At 53.7% G+C, this 19,029-nt stretch carries 19 protein-coding genes; 16 read left to right on the top strand and 3 right to left on the bottom strand.

Features of this window, described 5'->3' with window-relative positions; translation table 11 throughout:
* Position 1: 1 nt before the first annotated feature.
* From KI367_RS03355 to KI367_RS03340, 4 genes are all read left to right on the top strand, one after another.
* Positions 2-1,639 (top strand): extracellular solute-binding protein, encoded by a 1,638-nt coding sequence (locus KI367_RS03355; RefSeq protein ID WP_212947590.1) that lies wholly within the window; start codon positions 2-4, stop codon positions 1,637-1,639.
* An 11-nt stretch (positions 1,640-1,650) separates the two neighbouring features.
* Entirely contained in the window at positions 1,651-3,843 is a 2,193-nt protein-coding gene (locus KI367_RS03350) for a hypothetical protein (RefSeq protein WP_212947589.1), read from the top strand.
* Between the two features lie 128 nt (positions 3,844-3,971).
* Positions 3,972-4,523, top strand: a complete 552-nt coding sequence (locus KI367_RS03345) for a PadR family transcriptional regulator (RefSeq protein WP_212947586.1) — start codon at positions 3,972-3,974, stop codon at positions 4,521-4,523.
* 24 nt (positions 4,524-4,547) lie between these two features.
* Complete coding sequence (locus tag KI367_RS03340; RefSeq protein ID WP_212947584.1) at positions 4,548-5,420, top strand: alpha/beta fold hydrolase; 873 nt, start codon at positions 4,548-4,550, stop codon at positions 5,418-5,420.
* 116 nt (positions 5,421-5,536) lie between these two features.
* Here KI367_RS03340 and KI367_RS03335 read toward each other — a convergent pair whose 3' ends face one another.
* Positions 5,537-5,749, bottom strand: a complete 213-nt coding sequence (locus KI367_RS03335; RefSeq protein WP_212947582.1) for a DUF6366 family protein — start codon at positions 5,747-5,749, stop codon at positions 5,537-5,539.
* Between the two features lie 290 nt (positions 5,750-6,039).
* Here KI367_RS03335 and KI367_RS03330 point away from each other — a divergent pair, with 290 nt between their 5' ends.
* From KI367_RS03330 to KI367_RS03300, 7 genes are all read left to right on the top strand, one after another.
* Positions 6,040-7,029, top strand: a complete 990-nt coding sequence (locus tag KI367_RS03330) for a LacI family DNA-binding transcriptional regulator (protein ID WP_036709294.1) — start codon at positions 6,040-6,042, stop codon at positions 7,027-7,029.
* Positions 7,022-7,900: a ribokinase gene (rbsK, locus tag KI367_RS03325; RefSeq protein WP_036709297.1), complete on the top strand. Its 879-nt coding sequence runs from the start codon at positions 7,022-7,024 to the stop codon at positions 7,898-7,900. Before KI367_RS03330 ends, rbsK begins: the two co-directional genes overlap by 8 nt.
* A gap of 1 nt (position 7,901) precedes the next feature.
* Positions 7,902-8,300: a D-ribose pyranase gene (rbsD, locus tag KI367_RS03320; protein ID WP_036709301.1), complete on the top strand. Its 399-nt coding sequence runs from the start codon at positions 7,902-7,904 to the stop codon at positions 8,298-8,300.
* 220 nt (positions 8,301-8,520) lie between these two features.
* On the top strand, positions 8,521-10,002 hold the full coding sequence (locus KI367_RS03315) for a sugar ABC transporter ATP-binding protein (RefSeq protein WP_212947580.1): 1,482 nt from the start codon (positions 8,521-8,523) through the stop codon (positions 10,000-10,002).
* Between the two features lies 1 nt (position 10,003).
* Positions 10,004-10,972: a ribose ABC transporter permease RbsC gene (gene rbsC / locus KI367_RS03310; protein ID WP_036709305.1), complete on the top strand. Its 969-nt coding sequence runs from the start codon at positions 10,004-10,006 to the stop codon at positions 10,970-10,972.
* Positions 10,973-10,985: 13 nt separating this feature from the next.
* Positions 10,986-11,903: a ribose ABC transporter substrate-binding protein RbsB gene (gene rbsB / locus KI367_RS03305; protein WP_036709308.1), complete on the top strand. Its 918-nt coding sequence runs from the start codon at positions 10,986-10,988 to the stop codon at positions 11,901-11,903.
* 187 nt (positions 11,904-12,090) lie between these two features.
* On the top strand, positions 12,091-12,981 hold the full coding sequence (locus KI367_RS03300; RefSeq protein ID WP_212947579.1) for a nucleoside hydrolase: 891 nt from the start codon (positions 12,091-12,093) through the stop codon (positions 12,979-12,981).
* Positions 12,982-13,080: 99 nt separating this feature from the next.
* Here the strand turns inward: KI367_RS03300 and KI367_RS03295 are convergent, their stop codons facing one another.
* Complete coding sequence (locus tag KI367_RS03295) at positions 13,081-13,683, bottom strand: class I SAM-dependent methyltransferase (RefSeq protein ID WP_036709313.1); 603 nt, start codon at positions 13,681-13,683, stop codon at positions 13,081-13,083.
* Positions 13,684-13,694: 11 nt separating this feature from the next.
* Entirely contained in the window at positions 13,695-14,327 is a 633-nt protein-coding gene (locus KI367_RS03290) for a TetR/AcrR family transcriptional regulator (RefSeq protein ID WP_212947577.1), read from the bottom strand.
* A gap of 158 nt (positions 14,328-14,485) precedes the next feature.
* Here KI367_RS03290 and KI367_RS03285 point away from each other — a divergent pair, with 158 nt between their 5' ends.
* The 5 genes from KI367_RS03285 to KI367_RS03265 all read left to right on the top strand — a co-directional run bounded on the left by KI367_RS03285 (position 14,486) and on the right by KI367_RS03265 (position 18,787).
* Positions 14,486-15,211: an ABC transporter ATP-binding protein gene (locus KI367_RS03285; RefSeq protein ID WP_212947575.1), complete on the top strand. Its 726-nt coding sequence runs from the start codon at positions 14,486-14,488 to the stop codon at positions 15,209-15,211.
* Positions 15,208-16,260 carry an ABC transporter permease gene (locus KI367_RS03280; RefSeq protein WP_212947574.1) on the top strand — a complete coding sequence of 351 codons (1,053 nt, stop codon included), beginning with the start codon at positions 15,208-15,210 and terminating at the stop codon, positions 16,258-16,260. The genes KI367_RS03285 and KI367_RS03280 overlap by 4 nt, the downstream gene beginning before the upstream one ends.
* 279 nt (positions 16,261-16,539) lie before the next feature.
* Positions 16,540-17,247, top strand: a complete 708-nt coding sequence (locus KI367_RS03275; protein ID WP_212947572.1) for a GNAT family N-acetyltransferase — start codon at positions 16,540-16,542, stop codon at positions 17,245-17,247.
* Between the two features lie 147 nt (positions 17,248-17,394).
* Complete coding sequence (locus KI367_RS03270; RefSeq protein WP_246536565.1) at positions 17,395-18,153, top strand: SAM-dependent methyltransferase; 759 nt, start codon at positions 17,395-17,397, stop codon at positions 18,151-18,153.
* A 196-nt stretch (positions 18,154-18,349) separates the two neighbouring features.
* Positions 18,350-18,787, top strand: coding sequence for an Hsp20/alpha crystallin family protein (locus KI367_RS03265; protein ID WP_036709326.1), 438 nt, complete (start codon positions 18,350-18,352; stop codon positions 18,785-18,787).
* Positions 18,788-19,029 lie beyond the last annotated feature (242 nt).

Raw genomic sequence — 19,029 nt, 5'->3', positions numbered from 1 at the left:
TATGGCGAAATTTCGTATGAAAACGGTAGGTTCACTGTTGTCGGCCATGATGCTTACAAGCTTGCTTTACGGATGCGGAGGAGGAGGCGGCGGGGATTCCGCGGACGGGGACGCCGTGACGCTGACGATCCTGAACAACTGGAACGGTTCGTCCGGACCGGACACCGATACGACGCCCGTCACGAAAGCCATCGAAGAAAAAACGGGGATCAAAATCAAGATCGACTATACGAAAGGCAGCGAGGTGGAGAAGGTCAACCAGATTTTCGCGACGCAGGATTTACCCGACATTTATACCGGACCCGCATGGGGAGGCGAATTGGACGGGATCATCAAAGCCGCCAAGGAAGGACAATTGGTGGATCTGACCGACAAAATCGACAAGTACCCGAACCTCGCCAAGGCGATCGCCAAGGAAAACGTTCCGCCGGCGCTTTACGAAAAAGCGATCGGAGGCATCGACGGCAAAAAATACATGCTGTATCAGAACCATCCGGCGACGGGGGATGACGTCAACGATTGGCTTTACGGCTTTTACGTGCGCAAGGACATCGCGGAAAAGGTCGGGGTCGATCCGCAATCGGTCAAAACGAAAGAGGACTTGTACCAGTTCCTGAAAAAAATCAAGGACGCGAACCTTACCGAAAACGGCATGCCGGTACTGCCGCTGGGCGGCTTCCATGACGGATGGGCCGTGGGCATCGGGAGCACCATGTTTTACGGCACCAGCTACGTCGACAAAGGCGACGGCTCGCTCGAAAACGTCTTTTTCACCAAAGCCTATGAAGATTACACGTTGTACTACCGCAAGCTGATCGCCGAAGGTCTGCTCGATCCGGAAGCGTTCACCCAAACGGACCCGATCGCGAACGAAAAAATCAAGCAGGGCCGCATCGCGGTATTGGCCGCGCATTATCCTGCCATTCTCGATGCGTCCAAGGATTACGTGAAGTCCCATCCGGGCTCGGATTACGTGCCGGTCGGTCCGCTCGAAAGAGCCGGGGCGGAGCCGAACCGTCCGGTGGATCTTTCGATCCAGGGCAACAACGTGACGGTCATCACGAAAAAGGCCAAAAACGTCGACGCCGCCCTCAAGCTGCTGGACTTCCTGGCTTCGGACGAAGGGTTCATGCTCGTAAGATACGGTGTCGAAGGGGTGCATTGGGAAAAGGTCGACGGCAAACCGGCAGCCAAAAAGGAATGGTTCGACAAGTTTTACGAAGATACGACCGGGAAAGTGAAGAAAAACGAAGGCATCGGCATCGGCCTCGAAAACATGACGGGAATGGACCGCATCAACTCGGTGGGCGGCGGTGACATCTGGGCGGATCAGGAACGCTTGAAAGCAATGGACAACGCGCGCAAAATTTTGCGGCCGAACGGCATCAGCGTCATCTCCGCGTTTAATCCCGGCGACGTCATCACGAAAGCGCCGGGTTGGGAAGCGCTCAAACCTTCCATGGACCAAGTGGGCGACGTGTGGAAGCAGGCGATTTTCGCCAAATCGGACGATGCGGCGCTGAAGGTCATTAACGATCTTCGCGATCAGATCAAAAAAACCGGATATGACGACGCGATGAGGTTCGTAAACGAGGAGCTGAAAGGGAAGGAAGTCGTCAAGCTCGCCATGCCGAACTAAGGAGGAAAACGGTGGTGAAACGATCAGCCAAGGCTGCTCCGGAATGGACGGGATTCCAGGAAGCCAGGCCCTACGGGCCGAAATACGACCTGCGCACCGATTTCGTGATGGTGTACGGGATTTCGGACGATTTGCCCGAACGCATCGCCGGCTGGAAGCAAGCCGGATATACCGTACATTTGATGACGGGCGTGGCTTGGGGCGATTACCAGGATTATTTGTACGGCCGGTTCGACGGACGGAATCATTGGGACGAAGCCCAGACGGACCGCGCCGGGAAGCATCTGCTTCATAACGTGGACGTTCCCTACATGGTGCCGACCGTTTCTTTTGCGGATTATCTGTCCACGCATATCAAAAAGGCGATCGATGCCGGCGTGGAGGCGATCCATATGGAGGAGCCGGAATTTTGGGCGGCGGCCGGCTATTCCGAAGCGTTCAAGCGGGAGTGGCTGAACGTCTACGGGGAAGAATGGATTCCGCCCCATGCCTCCCATGACGCGCAGTACCGGGCTTCCAAGCTGAAAGCGGCGATGTATTACCGGGCGATGGACCGGATTTGCAGCGCCATGAAGGAATACGCGCTTGCGACCTATGGCCGGACCGTGCGCTTTTACATCCCGACGCATAGCCTGATCAACTATGCCCAGTGGAGGATCGTCAGCCCCGAAGCGCTGTTTGTGTCGATGCCGGCCTGCGACGGTTTTATCGCCCAAATCTGGACGGGAACGAGCCGGACGCCGAACGTCTACCGGGGCGTGCGCCGCGAGCGGACGTTTGAAACGGCTTATATGGAATACGGCATGATGCAGGAGCTGACCCGGGGGACGGGACGCGAAATGTGGTTCCTTCATGATCCGATCGAAGACAACCCGCGGCATACGTGGGCCGATTACGAGCAAAATTATTTGGCGACCGTCACGGCTTCGCTGCTGCATCCGGGCGTAAGCCAATACGAGGTTTGCCCCTGGCCGCGCCGCGTGTTCGAAGGAACTTATCCGAAGGAAGACGGCACCGGTAAGGAGCCGATCCCGGGCCGGTATGCGACGAAGCTGCTAAGCGTCATGCACATGCTTGGCGAAATGCATCGATACCCGGCGGACGCGGCCGAACGTCCGGGTACAGGCATTGGGTTATGCCTTGCCAATTCGGCGATGTTTCAGCGGGGCAGCGTGGATGCGAGCCCGGATGGGCAGGAAGTTTCGAATTCGCGTTATGACGGTACCGAAACGGATGACCCGTTAAGCATGGAGGAGCGGAAGCTGCTGGATTGGTCGCCTTTTTACGGGCTTGCGCTCCCGCTGCTTAAATTCGGGGTGCCGGTGAGACCGCTGCAATACGATAATTTGCTTCATTTTCCCGGGTATCTTGATGAGTACAAGGTATTGTTTTTAAGCTATGAATTCATGAAGCCTGAGCATCCCGGCATCCATCAGGTACTGGCGCAGTGGATCCGGGGGGGCGGCGTGCTGATTTATGTCGGGGACGGGAGCGACCCTTACCATCGGGTCCGGGAATGGTGGAACCGGGAAACGCGGCGCGGCGCATATGAACGTCCGGAGGAGCATCTTTTCGAAACGCTTGGGCTTGGGCGCCGCCCGAAAGAAGGACTGCATCCGGCCGGCGCCGGGGCGGTCGTGGTTCGTCGGAAACATCCGGCTGCGTTCGCGGAAACGGCCGAAGGCGCGGACAGCGTCCTGGACAGCCTGAGGGAAGCGCTGGCTTTCCGCGGAGAAGAGGCGGAGTTCAAGGAAAACCGCCTGCTCGACATCCAGCGGGGGCCTTACCGCATCGCCCATCTTCTTGACGAAACCGGCTGTGCGGACCCCGTGGTGCTGGAAGGATCGTTTATTCGGCTGTTCGATGACCGATTGTCGTTGGCAACACGCGTGGAACTGATGCCAAACGGCAATGTGCTGCTTTATGATTTGGATTACGATGCCGGCAATCAGGGGCAGGCGCGGATCTTGGCCGCGTCGTCCAGAACCCGGAAGGAAATCCAATCGGAGCGGGGGCTGCATTGGATGGCGGAATCCCCGGAAGGGATTCGCGTCAGCACCCGGGCCTGGGTGCCGCATCCGCCGCGGCGGGCGTCCGTGGACGGAGAGGACGTCACGTTCGATTATGACGCCGAAACACAGACGGTATTTCTGGAGTTTGAAGGTTCGCCGCAAGGCAAAAACGTTCAAATCGAATGGGCATAGATCTGTGTCCCCTAAAGTCATCGCTTTGATTTTGGGGGACATTTTTTTGCGTTTTTATCTATTCAAATTTGACTAGTGATCAGTTTTGCATTATGATGTATGTGAAATCAATGAAAGGAGCGTTTGGAATGTCAACGGTACGACTGCTTGTGTTAGGCTCCATGTTGCGAAGAGGCGTCAGCCATGGCTACGGAGTGTACAACGACTTGACCTCCTGGCGGGCCGAGACGTGGACGAACGTCAAACCCGGATCGATCTACCATGCCTTGGAAAAACTTGAGGCACAAGGGCTGACGCGTGCGGAGGCTTCCGAAATCCACGTCAAGCTCGGGCCCTCGCGCACGGAATACAGCGTCACCGAGCAGGGGAAAGCCGAGTTCGAATCCCTGCTTCGATCGGCGCTGCAAAGCTTCGAAATCCAGACGTTTGCCGTCGGGATCGCTTTTATGGACATGCTGCCGAGGGGGGAGGTCATTCGTCTGCTTTCGGACCGGGCGTCCGCTTTGAAGGAATCGGCTTCCTTTCTGCGCACGCTGCCTACGGAGGAAATGCCGTCCGAACCTTCCAAACATCCGGAGCTGACGGGGCTTTGGGAAAATTATGTAAGCAGCGAGTTGTCCAACACGTTGAATTTGATTACCAAGCTAGAAGCGGGAAAATACAGGTTTCTGGGGGAATAGGCCAATCATGGGGAGGGTTGACAGATGAACGTTGAATTACACGATGGAAGCCGGATCGATGTCGTTATGGAAGGCGAGGGACCGGCTATTTTGCTGCCCGTCAATCCGGTTCCGGTCGAAGGGCCGCAAGCGGACGAAATGCGAAAATGGGGAGCCGATCCGGCGCTCGGACGCACGCTTATAGCGGAACTTAGCCGGAAATATCGCGTCATCGCTTTCGACTACGAGGGGCATGTGCTTCAAGCGCCAAAGCCGGACACGCTAACCCCGGAAAACATCGCCGCCGATTTTCTGCGGATTGCCGATGCGGCGGGAGCGGAGCGTTTTGCTTATTACGGTTATTCCTGGCTGGCGCTCAGCGGTCTGCAGCTTGCGATCCGCACCGGCCGGCTCACGGCACTGGTCATGGGAGGATATCCCCCGATCGATGGCCCTTACTTGGAAATGCTGAAAGTCACGAACGCGACGCATCAAATGTCTTTGTCCACTGCTTCCGCCAACCAACCGAGCGAAACGGCGCAAACGGCCGAATGGGGAGAAACCTCAGAGGAATACGACTGGTCCAGCGTCGAAGTGTCCATGAGCGAAAAACAGACGAGGCAGTTTGTCACGCTTTACGAACATTTGCGGGGGTTCGACGACCGGAAGGCCCAATCCTTGCTGACCTGTCCGCGGCTTTGTTTTGCGGGAAGCAAGGATCGCATCGAATACGGGGAGAAGTGGGGAGACGTCACGGTCGATATCGTATCTCCGCTGGTTCATCGCAAAGGCGAATTGATGCAAGCGGGATGGGACGTGCGGATTTTGGATGGGCTCGATCATACGGGCGCGATGCAAGCGCGGCATGTGCTTCCGGTGTTGCTGCCATGGCTCGACTCCCATTTATCGGGGGAATAACATCTCACGGATGCCCGGGATGAACGCCGAAGACCCTCTGAGCGGTAACTTGCCAGGGGTCTTTTTTTAGGCTGTTCAATGGTTGATTCATAGTCATCGCCCGCCCGATCGATTCGTCAAAACCATATATTATAGATGACATACCCTATGACCAGAACCAATAGGATAACACCGGTGCCTTTCCATCCTAATCCGCCGGTCAAATCGGTTAAACTTCCATGTTCGGCGCGGTTGATTCCGTCTCCAAACGCCCCGAAAGGGTTGTTTTTTCGTTCTTCCTGCCGCAGACGTTCCCTTGTTTCTTCAGGTCTTTCATTCCGGGAATCCATTTCGGACCTCCTCCTAGAAGAAGATTTCAGGCGGCCCCATCCGGAAAAAACGAGGGAGGGCAGCGGATATAACTGATCATGGTTAATTTTATCAGAGGTTAACAAATTATGTAAGGAGTAATCTGCCGCCGTGTGATAAAGGTTCGTTCCCTATAATCGTATAACGCCAATATAATCTGTGCTTTTCAACCGCGTTTCCGTATTTTGTATGCGAATTCATGCTTGCCAAAAAAATCGGGGTGTGCTATTTTATATGTGTAACCGGTTCCACATTGAGGTGATAAATAGAGATGGCAACGATAAGAGATGTGGCTAAGCATGCCGGGGTTTCGGTAGCGACGGTATCGCGCGTGATCAATGAAACAGGTTATGTCCATGAAGATACCCGCAGGAAGGTTGAAACCGCGATCCGGGAACTGCATTACACGCCGAATGAGGTCGCCAGATCCTTGTATAAACGAAAGTCCAGGCTGATCGGCCTGCTGCTGCCCGACATCACCAACCCCTTTTTTCCCGAGCTTGCGCGCGGGGTGGAGGATGAGATGCAGGCGAACGATTTTCGGATTATCTTTGGGAACAGCGATGAAAATAGGAAAAAAGAAAAAGATTACATTCAGACGTTCGTCCAAAACAACGTGGTCGGCGTCATCGCTTCCACGAACCATCCGGATAACGATACATACCGGAAGCTTGACATTCCGGTGGTGTTCCTCGACCGGACGGCGGACAATCGCCCATCCGTCTATTCGGACGGCAGGGAGGGCGGAAGGATTGCCGCCCAGGAAATGCTTTCCCGCGGCAGCCGCAAAATCACGGTGATCAAGGGGCCGAAGCATATTCGTCCGGCGCAGGACCGCTACCAGGGAGCGATCGATGTGCTGTCGAACGAAGGGATTGCTTTCAACGTCATCCAGACCTCTTCGTATTCCTTTACGGAAGCGGGGACCTGGGCGAAGGAGCTGTTCGAGAAACATCCCGACACCGACGGCGTCATTGCGAGCAACGATATCGTGGCGACGGCGGTTTTGCATGAGGCGCTCAGGCTGGGCAAAAAGGTTCCGGATGACGTGCAGATCATCGGCTTTGACGATATACCGCTGAGCACGCTGCTGACGCCTTCGCTGACGACGATCCGGCAGCCGGCGTACGATATGGGAAGAGCGGCGGCAAGCCTCTTGATTCAATTGATCGAAAATGAAAACGTAGACAATAAAACGATACAAATGCCCGTGACGTTCACGGAGCGGGATACGACGAGAAAGGTGGAGCAGCATGGCTAAAATCATTGTGGTAGGAAGCTCATCGATCGACCTTGTCGTCACATCGTCGAAGCGCCCGGGAGCCGGCGAAACGGTTCTCGGCGAAAGCTTCAAAACGGTTCCCGGCGGCAAAGGCGCCAACCAGGCGGTAGCCGCGGCGCGGCTCGGAGCCGATGTGACGATGATCGGACGCGTAGGAGACGATCATTACGCAGACATCATTTTAAATAACTTTAAAGCGAACCATGTTTCTATCGATCATGTGGAACCGGTTACACATATGGAAAGCGGAACCGCCCACATCGTGCTGGCCGAAGGGGACAACAGCATCGTCGTCGTGAAAGCGGCGAATAACGAAGTGACGCCCGCTTATATCGACCAATCGTTGTCTGCTTTCGACGGAGCCGATATGGTCATGATCCAGCAGGAAATTCCGGAGGAAACGGTGATGCATGTCAGCCGGCTGTGCAAAAAACGGGACATCCCGCTGCTGCTGAATCCCGCGCCTGCCCGTCCGGTGCCGGAGGAGGTCATTGAAAACGCGGCCTACCTTACGCCGAACGAACATGAAGTAACGATTTTGTTCTCCGATTTAAGCGTTTCCGAAGCGCTGCGGAAATATCCGAACAAGCTGTTCATTACGGAAGGCAGCCGCGGCGTCCGTTACTTCGACGGCGAAAAGGAAGTGCTCGTGCCTTCTTATAAAGTGGAGACGGTGGATACGACGGGCGCCGGAGATACGTTTAACGCCGCGTTTGCCGTCGCTCTGGCCGAAGGGAAACCGATTTACGACAGCGTGCGTTTCGCCAACCGGGCCGCTTCCCTGTCGGTCACGAAATTCGGGGCCCAAGGCGGCATGCCTTATCGCGAAGAAGTGGAGGCGCAATTGTAACATGAAAAAGCAAGGCATCTTGAACAGTCACATTTCAAAAATTTTGGCCGATCTGGGCCATACCGACACGATCGTGATCGCCGACGTGGGGCTTCCCGTTCCCGACGGCGTCCCCAAAATCGATCTGGCGCTGACGCTCGGCTCGCCAAGTTTCGAGGAAACCGTCAATGCGGTCGCATCCGACATGGAGATCGAAAAAATCGTCATCGCGGAGGAAATCGGGACCGATAATCCCGAAGCGCTCCATTATATAGAGAACAAATTCGCCGGCTGCGCCATCGAGCACTGCCCGCACGAAGAGTTTAAGGAGCGGACCCGGAAAGCGAAAGCCGTCATCCGGACCGGCGAGGCAAAGCCGTTTGCGAACGTCATTTTGCAGGCAGGCGTTTATTTCGGCTAAAACAGCCCGGAGCTTGGCTTCCGGTCGCGGGGCGTTGCGAAGCTGTTCAGGAAGCCTTGCCCCGCAAAAACTAAGCGAAAGCTTACGAAGCGAGTTTTTGCTCGAAGACTATCAGGACGTATTACTCGCAAAAACTAAGCCTATGCTTACGAAGCATAATTTTGCTGTGAAGAACAATCCAAGGAGCCTTGCTCCGCAAAATTTTTTAGGAGGAGCCCTTATGCAGATCCAAATGAAAGGTATCCATAAAGCCTTCGGCAGCAACCAAGTGCTGTCCGGCGTCGACTTCGACCTGCGCGAAGGCGAGGTTCACGCCCTGATGGGGGAAAACGGCGCCGGCAAATCCACCCTGATGAACATCCTTACCGGGCTGCATGCCAGAGACGAGGGAACGATCCTCATCGACGGCAAGGAGACGTATTTCACGAATCCGAAAGAAGCGGAACGGCAGGGGATCGCTTTTATCCATCAGGAGCTGAACGTTTGGCCGGATATGACGGTGCTTGACAACCTGTTTATCGGCAGGGAAATGTCATCCCCGGTCGGATTTCTAAAATATAAAGAGATGAAGGCGCTTGCCAAGAAGCAGTTTCAAAGACTTGCCGTCGACATTCCGCTCAACGTTGAAGCGGGCGAATGTTCGGTCGGCCAACAGCAAATGATCGAAATCGCCAAGGCGCTGCTTTCCGACGCCAAGGTCATTATCATGGACGAGCCGACGTCCGCGTTGACGGAACGGGAGATCCAGAAGCTGTTCGAAGTGATCGCATCCCTGAAAAAAGATGGTGTTTCCATCGTTTATATTTCGCACCGGATGGAGGAAATATTCACCATCTGCGACCGGATTACGGTCATGCGCGACGGGAAAACGGTGGATACGAAAAATATTCCGGACACGAATTTCGATGAAGTCGTGAAAAAAATGGTCGGCAGAGAGCTGACCGAACGGTTCCCGGCAAGAAATCCGAACCCGGGCGAGGTCGTGCTCGAAGTGGAGCATGCCACGCGTAAAGGATTGTTCCAGGACGTCAGCTTCCAGGTCCGCGAAGGCGAAATCGTCGGCTTCTCGGGACTTATGGGTTCGGGACGAACCGAAATCATGAGGGCATTGTTCGGGCTGGACCGCCTCGACAGCGGCGAAATCCGGATGTTCGGCAAAAAAGCGGTGATCCGCAAACCGGTGGACGCCGTGAAGCTGGGGATCGGTTTTATTACGGAAGACCGCAAGGACGAAGGGCTGGTGCTTGATTTCTCCGTACGCGAAAATATGGTGCTGCCGAGCTTGAGCGGTTTTACGACCAAAGGGCTCATATCCTCGCAAAAAGAGAGCGCCTTCGTGGATGCGCTGATCAAGCGGCTGCAGATCAAAACGCACTCGCGGGAAACGGCGGCAGGAAACCTGTCCGGCGGGAACCAGCAAAAGGTCGTCATCGCCAAATGGGTGGGCATCGGACCGCGGCTCCTTATTTTGGATGAACCGACCCGGGGCGTCGATGTCGGCGCCAAGCGCGAAATTTACCAGTTGATGAATGAACTCACCGGACATGGCGTCGCTATCATCATGGTATCCTCCGAACTGCCGGAAGTGCTCGGCATGAGCGACCGGATCGTGGTGGTTCACGAGGGACATATCACGGGAGAACTGAGCAAAGACGAGGCAACGCAGGAAAAAATAATGACGCTGGCTACAGGGGGACAGTAACATGACAACACTTAATGAAGCAAAAACGGCCAAAGGCTTCCAGTTTTCGCAAATCACGCAAAAGCTCGGGCCGCTGCTGGGCCTGATCATTCTCATCATTATCGTATCGGTTCTGAATCCAAGCTTTTTGGAACCGCTTAACATTCTTAACCTGCTGCGGCAGGTATCGATTAACGCCTTGATTGCATTCGGCATGACGTTCGTCATTTTGACAGGCGGAATCGATTTGTCCGTCGGCTCCATTCTGGCGCTGTCCAGCGCCTTCGTCGCCAATATGCTCGTGGCCGGCTTTGATCCGGTTTTGGCCATCATTATCGGCTGTTTGCTTGGCGGCGTCATGGGCATGATCAACGGCATCATGATCACGAAAGGGAAGATGGCGCCGTTTATCGCCACGCTGGCGACGATGACCATTTTCAGAGGACTTACGCTTGTTTACACGGACGGCAACCCGATCACCGGCCTGGGCGACAGCATGACATTCCAGCTGTTCGGCCGCGGTTACCAATTCGGCATTCCGGTTCCGGCCATTACGATGATCATTACTTTCGCGATTCTGTGGATCGTGCTTCATAAAACGGCTTTCGGCCGCAAAACGTATGCCATCGGCGGCAATGAAAAAGCGGCCATCGTATCCGGCATTAAGGTATCCCGCGTTAAAATCATGATTTACTCTTTGGCAGGCCTGCTTTCGGCTTTGGCGGGCGCGATTTTGACTTCCCGCCTGAATTCGGCGCAGCCGACGGCCGGTACCTCTTACGAACTGGACGCCATCGCGGCGGTCGTTCTGGGCGGGACAAGCCTTTCCGGCGGACGCGGACGCATTGTGGGCACGCTCATCGGCGCGCTCATTATCGGAACATTGAACAACGGTCTGAACCTGCTCGGCGTATCGTCCTTCTATCAGATGGTGGTCAAAGGGATCGTCATCGTGATCGCCGTGCTCATCGACCGGAAGAAATCGGCATAAGGGAGAGAATCATATGAAAAAGCTAACGTTAATCCTGGCGGCGTTTCTGCTGATATTGACCACGGGCTGTTCCCTGGAACCGCCGGGCTGGGCTAAACCCAAAACCGGCGGAGATTTGAAGCATATCAAAATCGGCTTGTCCGTCTCCACGCTCAACAACCCGTTTTTCGTATCCTTGAAGGACGGCGTCGTGGCCGAAGCGAAAAAACACGGCATGGAAACGATCGTCGTCGACGCGCAAAACGACTCGGCGAAACAAAGCAACGACGTGGATGACCTGATGCAAAAAGGCGTCAACGTCCTGCTGATCAACCCGACGGATTCCGCCGCGATCTCGACGGTGGTGCAGTCGGCCAACAGTTTGGGCATTCCGGTCATCACGCTGGACCGTTCCGCGGACAAAGGGGACGTGAAAGCGCTGGTCGCATCGGATAACGTGAAGGGCGGACGGATGGCCGCCGAATTTATCGAAAAAACGGTCGGCAAAGGCGCGAAGGTCGTCGAACTCGAAGGCGTCGCCGGGGCATCCGCGACCCGCGAACGCGGCAAAGGCTTCCATGAAGTCGCGGACAAGGACCTGAACGTGGTCGCCAAACAAACGGCGGACTTTGACCGCACCAAAGGTTTGAACGTCATGGAAAACCTGCTGCAGGCTCATCCTGAAGTGCAGGCGGTATTTGCCCACAACGATGAAATGGCGCTTGGCGCAATCGAAGCGATCCAAAGCTCCGGCAAAAACATCCCGGTCGTCGGCTTCGACGGCAACGAAGATGCGCTGAAATCGATCAAGGACGGCAAACTGACCGCCACGGTGGCGCAGCAGCCGGATCTGATCGGACAGATGGCCGTTCAAGCCGCATACGACGTGCTTCAAGGCAAAACGGTGGAAAAATCCATTCCGGCGCCGCTGAAACTGGTGACGAAGGAATAAACGCCGCATAAAGGTTTGAAGGGGGAGATCGCCCGTAGGGTTGTTTTCCTCCTTTTTCACCATCATGTTTGTAAGCGCATTCCCGGTTGACCTTTGCCTACATATGAGCTAACCTTGAACACGTCCGTGTGGACAGGTTCCAGATCGATTGCAATTGAGAAATCATCGAATTCTAGGGGGAAACAAAATGGCAAAAATTCCTGTGATCCTAAGCACCGATCCGGGCATCGACGATGCGGCGGCGCTCGGAGTGGCCTTTTATCGAAACGAATTGGATATCCGATTGATCACCACGCTGCACGGAAACGTGGATATCGGCAAAACGACGGCAAACACGCTGAAGATCCTTGATTTCTTCGGACAACAAATACCGGTGGCCCGCGGCATGGAAACGCCGCTCGTAATCGCCCCGGTCAGCACCGACGTGCACGGGGAGTCCGGCATGGACGGGTACGATTTTCCCGAAAGCACGCAGCAGGTCGTGCCTGATCATGCCGTCGAAGCGATGCGCTCCTTGCTTGAAGCTTCGGACGAAAAAATGACGCTGGTGTCGATCGGGCCTTTGACCAACGTGGCCGTGCTGCTGCTGATGTATCCTCAGGTAAAAAACAAAATCGAGCGCATCGTGTTCATGGGCGGATCGCTATGCGGCGGGAACGTGACCAGCGCGGCCGAATTCAACATTTGGGCCGATCCGCACGCTGCCAAAATCGTGTTCGAATCGGGACTGGACCTGGTCATGATCGGTTTGGACGTCACCCAAAAAGCGTTGATCGGAGGCAGCGAGCTGGCAAAACACAGCAACAAATCGGCCGAAATGTTCGCCGCCACCTTCGGTCATTACCGGGACGGCGATATGGAACATGGGGTCATGATGCATGACATGTGCGCCATAACCTACATCACGAACCCGGAAATATTCAAGGTCGAGCCGAAATGCGTAAAAGTCGTGACCGAAGGGCCGGCCGTCGGCATGACGATGGAAGTCCATGGCGAGCCGAACCTTCAGGCAGCGACGGGGATTGACCAGGAAGCGTTCCGGAATTGGTTCCTGAAGACGTTGGAGCGCATGATCTGATTACTCATGGAACATCATTTATTCTGGTCCATTTCAAGCAGGACCTCGGGCCGTCCAGCAGATCCATTGGATCATGGACGGCTTTGCTGTTTTGGATGCTTACGCCCTTGCCCAGATCAAATGGATCATGCCGCCCCAATAACGCTCCATGCGTTCGACCCGGAGCCCCGAATCCAGCACCAACCGTTCGATATCCCGGTTCCAGTGGCACCCGGACATTCGGCGGGCTACGGGGTTCACCAGCCGCTGCGCCGATTTTAAGAAGGGGTTGTTTCCAAGCCCGTGTTCCATCAAATAAATCCTGCCGTCAGGTTTGCTCCATTTCCTCATCTTCCGCAGAACCTTGGCAGGATCATCGTAACCGCATAACGACAGGGTCGAGACGATGCAGTCAAAAGAATCCGGAGGAAAGTCGAGGGTTTCTATATCGCTTTCCGCCAAATCGACTTCAATGTGCAGCTCTTCCGCAATCCGGCGCGCCCTTTGCAGCATCATCGGACTGAAATCGACGGCCGTCAGCCGCATATGATCCATATCGTAAAACGGAAAATTGGCTCCGGCCCCGACGGCGATTTCCAGCACGTTCCCCGAAACGCCCTGCAGCAGCTTTTTCCGCCATTCGCCCAACATCCGCTTCCGCGTGTTTTGTTCGTACATCGCCGATTGCTTGTCAAACTTGCGGATTAATTTTTGCTTTTCCAAAGCAATGCCTCCTATGTGCCGTCCGTGGCCTTTTTCATTGCCTGAAAGACCCCTGCGGCATATAACGGGCCTTTCATCGAAAGCTTCGTCATGATGAGCGCCAATTCACGCGGCGATTCCTTTTTCCCTTGCGCGAGCCATTCCTGGATGATGCCCAAATGAGCGGAACTGATGTACGCCACGAGATATTCCGTCGGCACGAGGGCGTTTTCCTTTTTGATGAGCGGGACGATGTTTTTTTCGAACAGATATTTCGACATCATGGACCTGACTAGCGAATGGAAGGCCGGATCCCCTTTAGGCCCCAGGATCGTCTTTAAAAAATCGGCCTGGCCGTTCATGTATTCGATCAATTCGACGATTTGGGGGACGGGTTCATCCTTTGCAAGCAGCTCATCCAGATTAAACGGGCGGATCGTTCGAATGATCGCGACCATGCCTTCAATCAGTTCCTGTTCGCTTTGTTCCAGCAGGTCGTATTTGTCCCGGTAGTGGAGATAAAACGTCCCGCGGTTGATGTTCGCCCGGGCCGTGATGTCTTTTACGGTTAACGCTTCGAATCCTTTCTCCTCGATGAGTGCCGTCAGGGCGTCGCGAATGACCGCTTTCGTGCGGACGACCCGCCGGTCCGTCGATTCGTTCAAATCGATTCCCTCCTTTATAATGAACACTTTTAGCGAACCTGCCGTTTAAGGGTCACATTCCGCATTTCTGTTTATTGAGGGTTCGGTATGCCCTGATTATAATAAAGGCGTGCAAGATAATCAACGCGATGTTCATTATCTGAGGGAGGTTCTTCCCCATGAAAACCACAGTAAGTGTACGCCAGGTCAGCAAAAGCTTCGGAAAAAAGACCGTCCTGTCCGAAGTGAACTTGACCATGGAGCAAGGGCAAATTTATGGTCTGATCGGGCCTTCGGGGGCCGGAAAAACGACGCTGATCAAGATGATGGTCGGCATGGATGTGCCGGACGAAGGGGCGGTGAATATCCTCGGGACGAAGATGCCCAACCTTACCATGCTTCAGCATATCGGCTATATGGCTCAATCGGATGCGCTGTACGGCGAACTGACGGGCGAAGAGAACCTGAAGTTTTTTGCCTCGATGTTCAAGATGGGCAAAGCGGAGCAAAAGCAGCGGATAAGCTATGCGGCCGATCTCGTGAACCTGTCCCAAGAGCTCGGCAAAAATGTATCGGCCTATTCCGGCGGGATGAAACGCAGGTTGTCGCTGGCGATAGCCCTGGTTCATGACCCTTCGGTCCTGATCCTGGATGAACCGACCGTAGGGATCGATCCGGAATTGAGACAATCGATTTGGCAGGAGCTGACTCGGCTGAGATCCTCCGAACGGAAGACGATCGTCGTGACGACGCATGTCATGGACGAAGCGGAAAAATGCGATCGGCTGGCGATGGTGCAAAATGGCCGCATTTTGACGGAAGGCACGCCGGAGCAGCTTAAACGGCAGTACAACGCCGCCGGCTTGGAAGACGTGTTTTTGCAGGCAGGGGGTGTCCGTCCATGAGAATCCGCGCGCTTGTCCGCAGAATCTGCGAGCAGCTGCTCCGGGATAAACGGACGCTTGCGCTGTTGTTTTTGGCCCCGTTGCTCGTATTGTCTTTGGTGAATTATTTGTTCCAGCATACCGGGGACGGTTCCGACGTAAAAATCGGCGCGGTCAACGTGGATGCGCAAATCGTCGAATCGATGAAAAATCAGGGCATGGACGTGGTTTCTTATGCTCAGGCCGATAAGGATACGTTGGAAAAAGATAAGCTGGACGCCGTGATAGTGATGAAGGATCGGGCGATCCACTTGATTCTGAAAAATACCGATCCATCCGTTTCCAAAGCGATCCGGATGAAAATCAGTCAGACGGCTGCCTCGCTTGCCGAAGCCGCTTTGCAGAAAGGAAAGGCTGCGGCGGCGCATGTAGCCATGACGACGGATTATGTTTATGGCGGCGCGGATACGAACTATTTTGATACGCTCAGTCCCATCCTGATCGGATTTTTTGTCTTCTTTTTTGTGTTTCTCATTGCGGGTATCGGACTGCTTCGGGAACGCACGTCGGGAACTTTGGAGCGCCTGATGGCCACCCCGGTGCGCCCGGGTGAGGTTATCGCCGGTTATTTGGCTGGATATGGCATGTTTGCGTTTCTGCAAACGGTCATCGTTGTTTTGTTCGGTACGCTGGTGCTTGGCATCCCACTGGCAGGTTCCATCTGGTACGTGCTGCTGGTCAATCTGCTTCTGGCATTCGTGGCGCTTTCGCTTGGCATCTTGCTCTCGGCTTTTGCGGCTTCGGAGTTCCAGATGGTGCAGTTCATTCCGATCGTCATCATCCCGCAGGTTTTCTTTGCAGGCATCTTTCCGCTGGACGGAATGGCCTCGTGGGTTCAAGCCGTTGCCAGGATCATGCCGCTTTATTACGCGGCCGATGCCCTGAAAAGCGTGATGTATAAAGGTCTTGGGTTTGGCGAAATCGCGGTGGATGTGGGAGTGCTGCTTCTGTTTGCGGCGTTGTTCATCGGTTTAAACTTGAGGCGGCTAGCGTTCCTATATAGAAAATGACGGCGGGCTGTCCGGCGATTCGAACGCCTGCGGGGGGATTCTGGTCGGAACGGTGGTTCGCGCGCAACGATTTCATCCGTTGACATCAAGGAAAGTTCAAATATATACTTTTGAGGAAATTCCTGGACGATGCGTTCCAGCGATTTTGAATGGAAAGCTTCTACATTTTGATAGGGGTGGTCTGATGGAGAACACAAGGATTGGGGCAAAATTTATCGCAGGGGATCGCGCCTACTAGCCCAAAAACCAGCGTTTTCCCCTCAATAAAGGGGTACCGAGTTGAATCATCCATTTCTGCAGTCAGACCATGAACTTATGGAAGTCCAGGCCAACGTCCTTTTTAACCACAATGAGGATGGCCGCATGACCACGATAAACGAACCAAGCGCGAAGAGCGCGCCCCGTTTTTTCATGGGGATCACCAAGCAAGGCCATGTTGTAAGGTACCATGAAACACTGGTTGAAGACGTTAAAAACGAACTGGAACGGTTTGTCGAAAAAGCGCCTTGGTTGGATGCTCCAAATCGGGTTAATATAGCTGATATTATACGTATTTTAAGTAAGGACGGACCCGTGGAACATGTCTACCTGGGACCGGCTTACGTATTCCCTGACATGAGAGGGCGTTCCTCGCAAGCCATAAAAATCACGCAGATGAATATCGAACTTTTAGAACCGTATTTTTCTGATTTCGTCAATGATGTGATCCTTGGACAGCCCGCTTACGCGGTTGTACAAAATCAATCTGTCGTATCTTTGTGCAGCAGTGCCAGAAGCTCAGCGATTGCTGCGGAAGCGAGTCTGCACACCGCACCGGACTTCCGCGGCAGAGGCTACGGAATGGAGGTGACGGCAGCTTGGGCTGCCGAGATCCAAAATCAGGGGCGGATGGCTTTATACAGCACGGCATGGAATAATTTTGCTTCACAGGCGGTAGCCAAAAAGTTGAAGCTGAGACAGTACGGTATGGATTTGAATTTTAGCTAGGATGTTTATAACGATAATATCCCGGTTCCTTCAATGCGGAGGAGTGCCCGGCGTTATCAAGAAAACGAGTTGCATTCATACGATTTATTATTATCATTTAATCATGGGAACAAATCACTGATTCCAAATTCAATTATAAAAAGGAGAATGCCCTCGTTGGATCGAAACCGATTTTCAAATATTGCCCACAGAAACCACGCATTCAGTAACCCGGTCAACGAAACGAAGATGATGAACGTCATACGAATGGTACCGCTGAATCCGCAAGATAAGGTGCTGGACATTGGGGCAGGGAAGTGTGAACTGCTAATCCGTCTGGTGGAAAATTACAAAATTTCAGGGGTTGCTATTGAATTATACGATGGAGCTATTGACGAAGCAAAAAAGAAAGCGAGCAGCAGAATACCTGATGGCAGCATAGAGTTCATTGTAGATGACGCCAGTGCAGCCGTCGGAAATTGTGAACAAGAAGAATTTAAATTAGCCGTTTGCATCGGTTCTACGCATGCCTTGGGCGGACTGGAATCCACTCTGCAACACATGAAACGTCTTGTGAAAAAAGACGGGTACATCTTCATCGGTGAGGGATACTGGAAACAGCGTCCAAGTGAGGAGTATCTGCAAGCGCTGGGTGGAGTATCGGAAACGGATTTAAAAAGCCATGCAGACAATGTAAAGGTTGCCGAGGAATTGGGATTCGTTCCGCTTTGGTCGTATGTGGCGGACGAAAATGATTGGGATGAATACGAATGGCTCTATTCCTCATCGATCGAAAATTATTGCCATGAACACCCGGATGATCCTGACCGGGATGCCATGCTGGAACGGATCCGGTCATGGAGGAGAACCTACTTGCAATGGGGACGGGATACCCTGGGCTTTGGATTATACTTATTCCGAAAATAGGGTTCCATCTAGACATACTCAAACAAAACAGCTGAAGTTTTTTCACTTCGTATGATGGGAGTGGCTTCTTGCGTTTTGGCGAAATACCACAAGCTGTGAGGTTCTCCTTCAATGAAATCGCGGCGCCTCTTTCGAGCATAATTTCCCATTGCCCGGAAAAAATAAGCTTGAAAATGAAGAAGGAGGATGCAGCAACATGCCTTTAGTTCCTTACGAGCCCTTCCGCCATCTCGATCAAATGAGACGGGAGATGGACCATTTTTTGAATGCGGATTTCCCGGCCTTCCGGAACATGCGCCAAAACCTGGGCAATTTGAGCGTCGACGTGTACGAAACCGGCAGCGAGGTCGTAGCGGTGTGCGACATTCCGGGTCTTGAAAAGAAAGAAGACGTGGACATCGACATCGAACGGAATATGCTGTCGATCAGCGGTACGATCAACCGGACGAACGAAATCAAGGAAGAGCATATGCACCGCCAGGAACGTTACGTAGGCCGTTTTCACCGCATGGTGACGCTGCCGGCGAACGTTTCCTCCGACGACGTCAAAGCTTCCTACAAAAACGGAGTGCTGGAAATCCACATGAAAAAACAAGGGGATGCCCGCAAAAAGATCGACGTCGAGTTTCACTGATGCTGTCAAAATGACGGCGGGCGCATGGCGCCCATGCTGTTAGAAAGGTACAATCCGATTCAGGATTGTCAGGCTGTCGAGAAACCCCCTGTTTTTTTTGCAGGGGGTTTAAAATTGCCTCGTCGGTCACTGAAGTAGGGGTCTCAGAGCGCTTTAAATCGATTTTTATTTTAAAAGATATGATTCCCCATATAAAAAATAGAGTGTCGAAAAGTCCGTTGGACTTTCTCGACACTCTGAAG

Origin of the sequence: Paenibacillus cookii (assembly GCF_018333375.1) — a bacterium.
Taxonomy (GTDB): Bacteria; Bacillota; Bacilli; order Paenibacillales; family Paenibacillaceae; genus Paenibacillus_AQ; species Paenibacillus_AQ cookii.
This window is presented reverse-complemented; position numbering and strand designations above follow the sequence as displayed.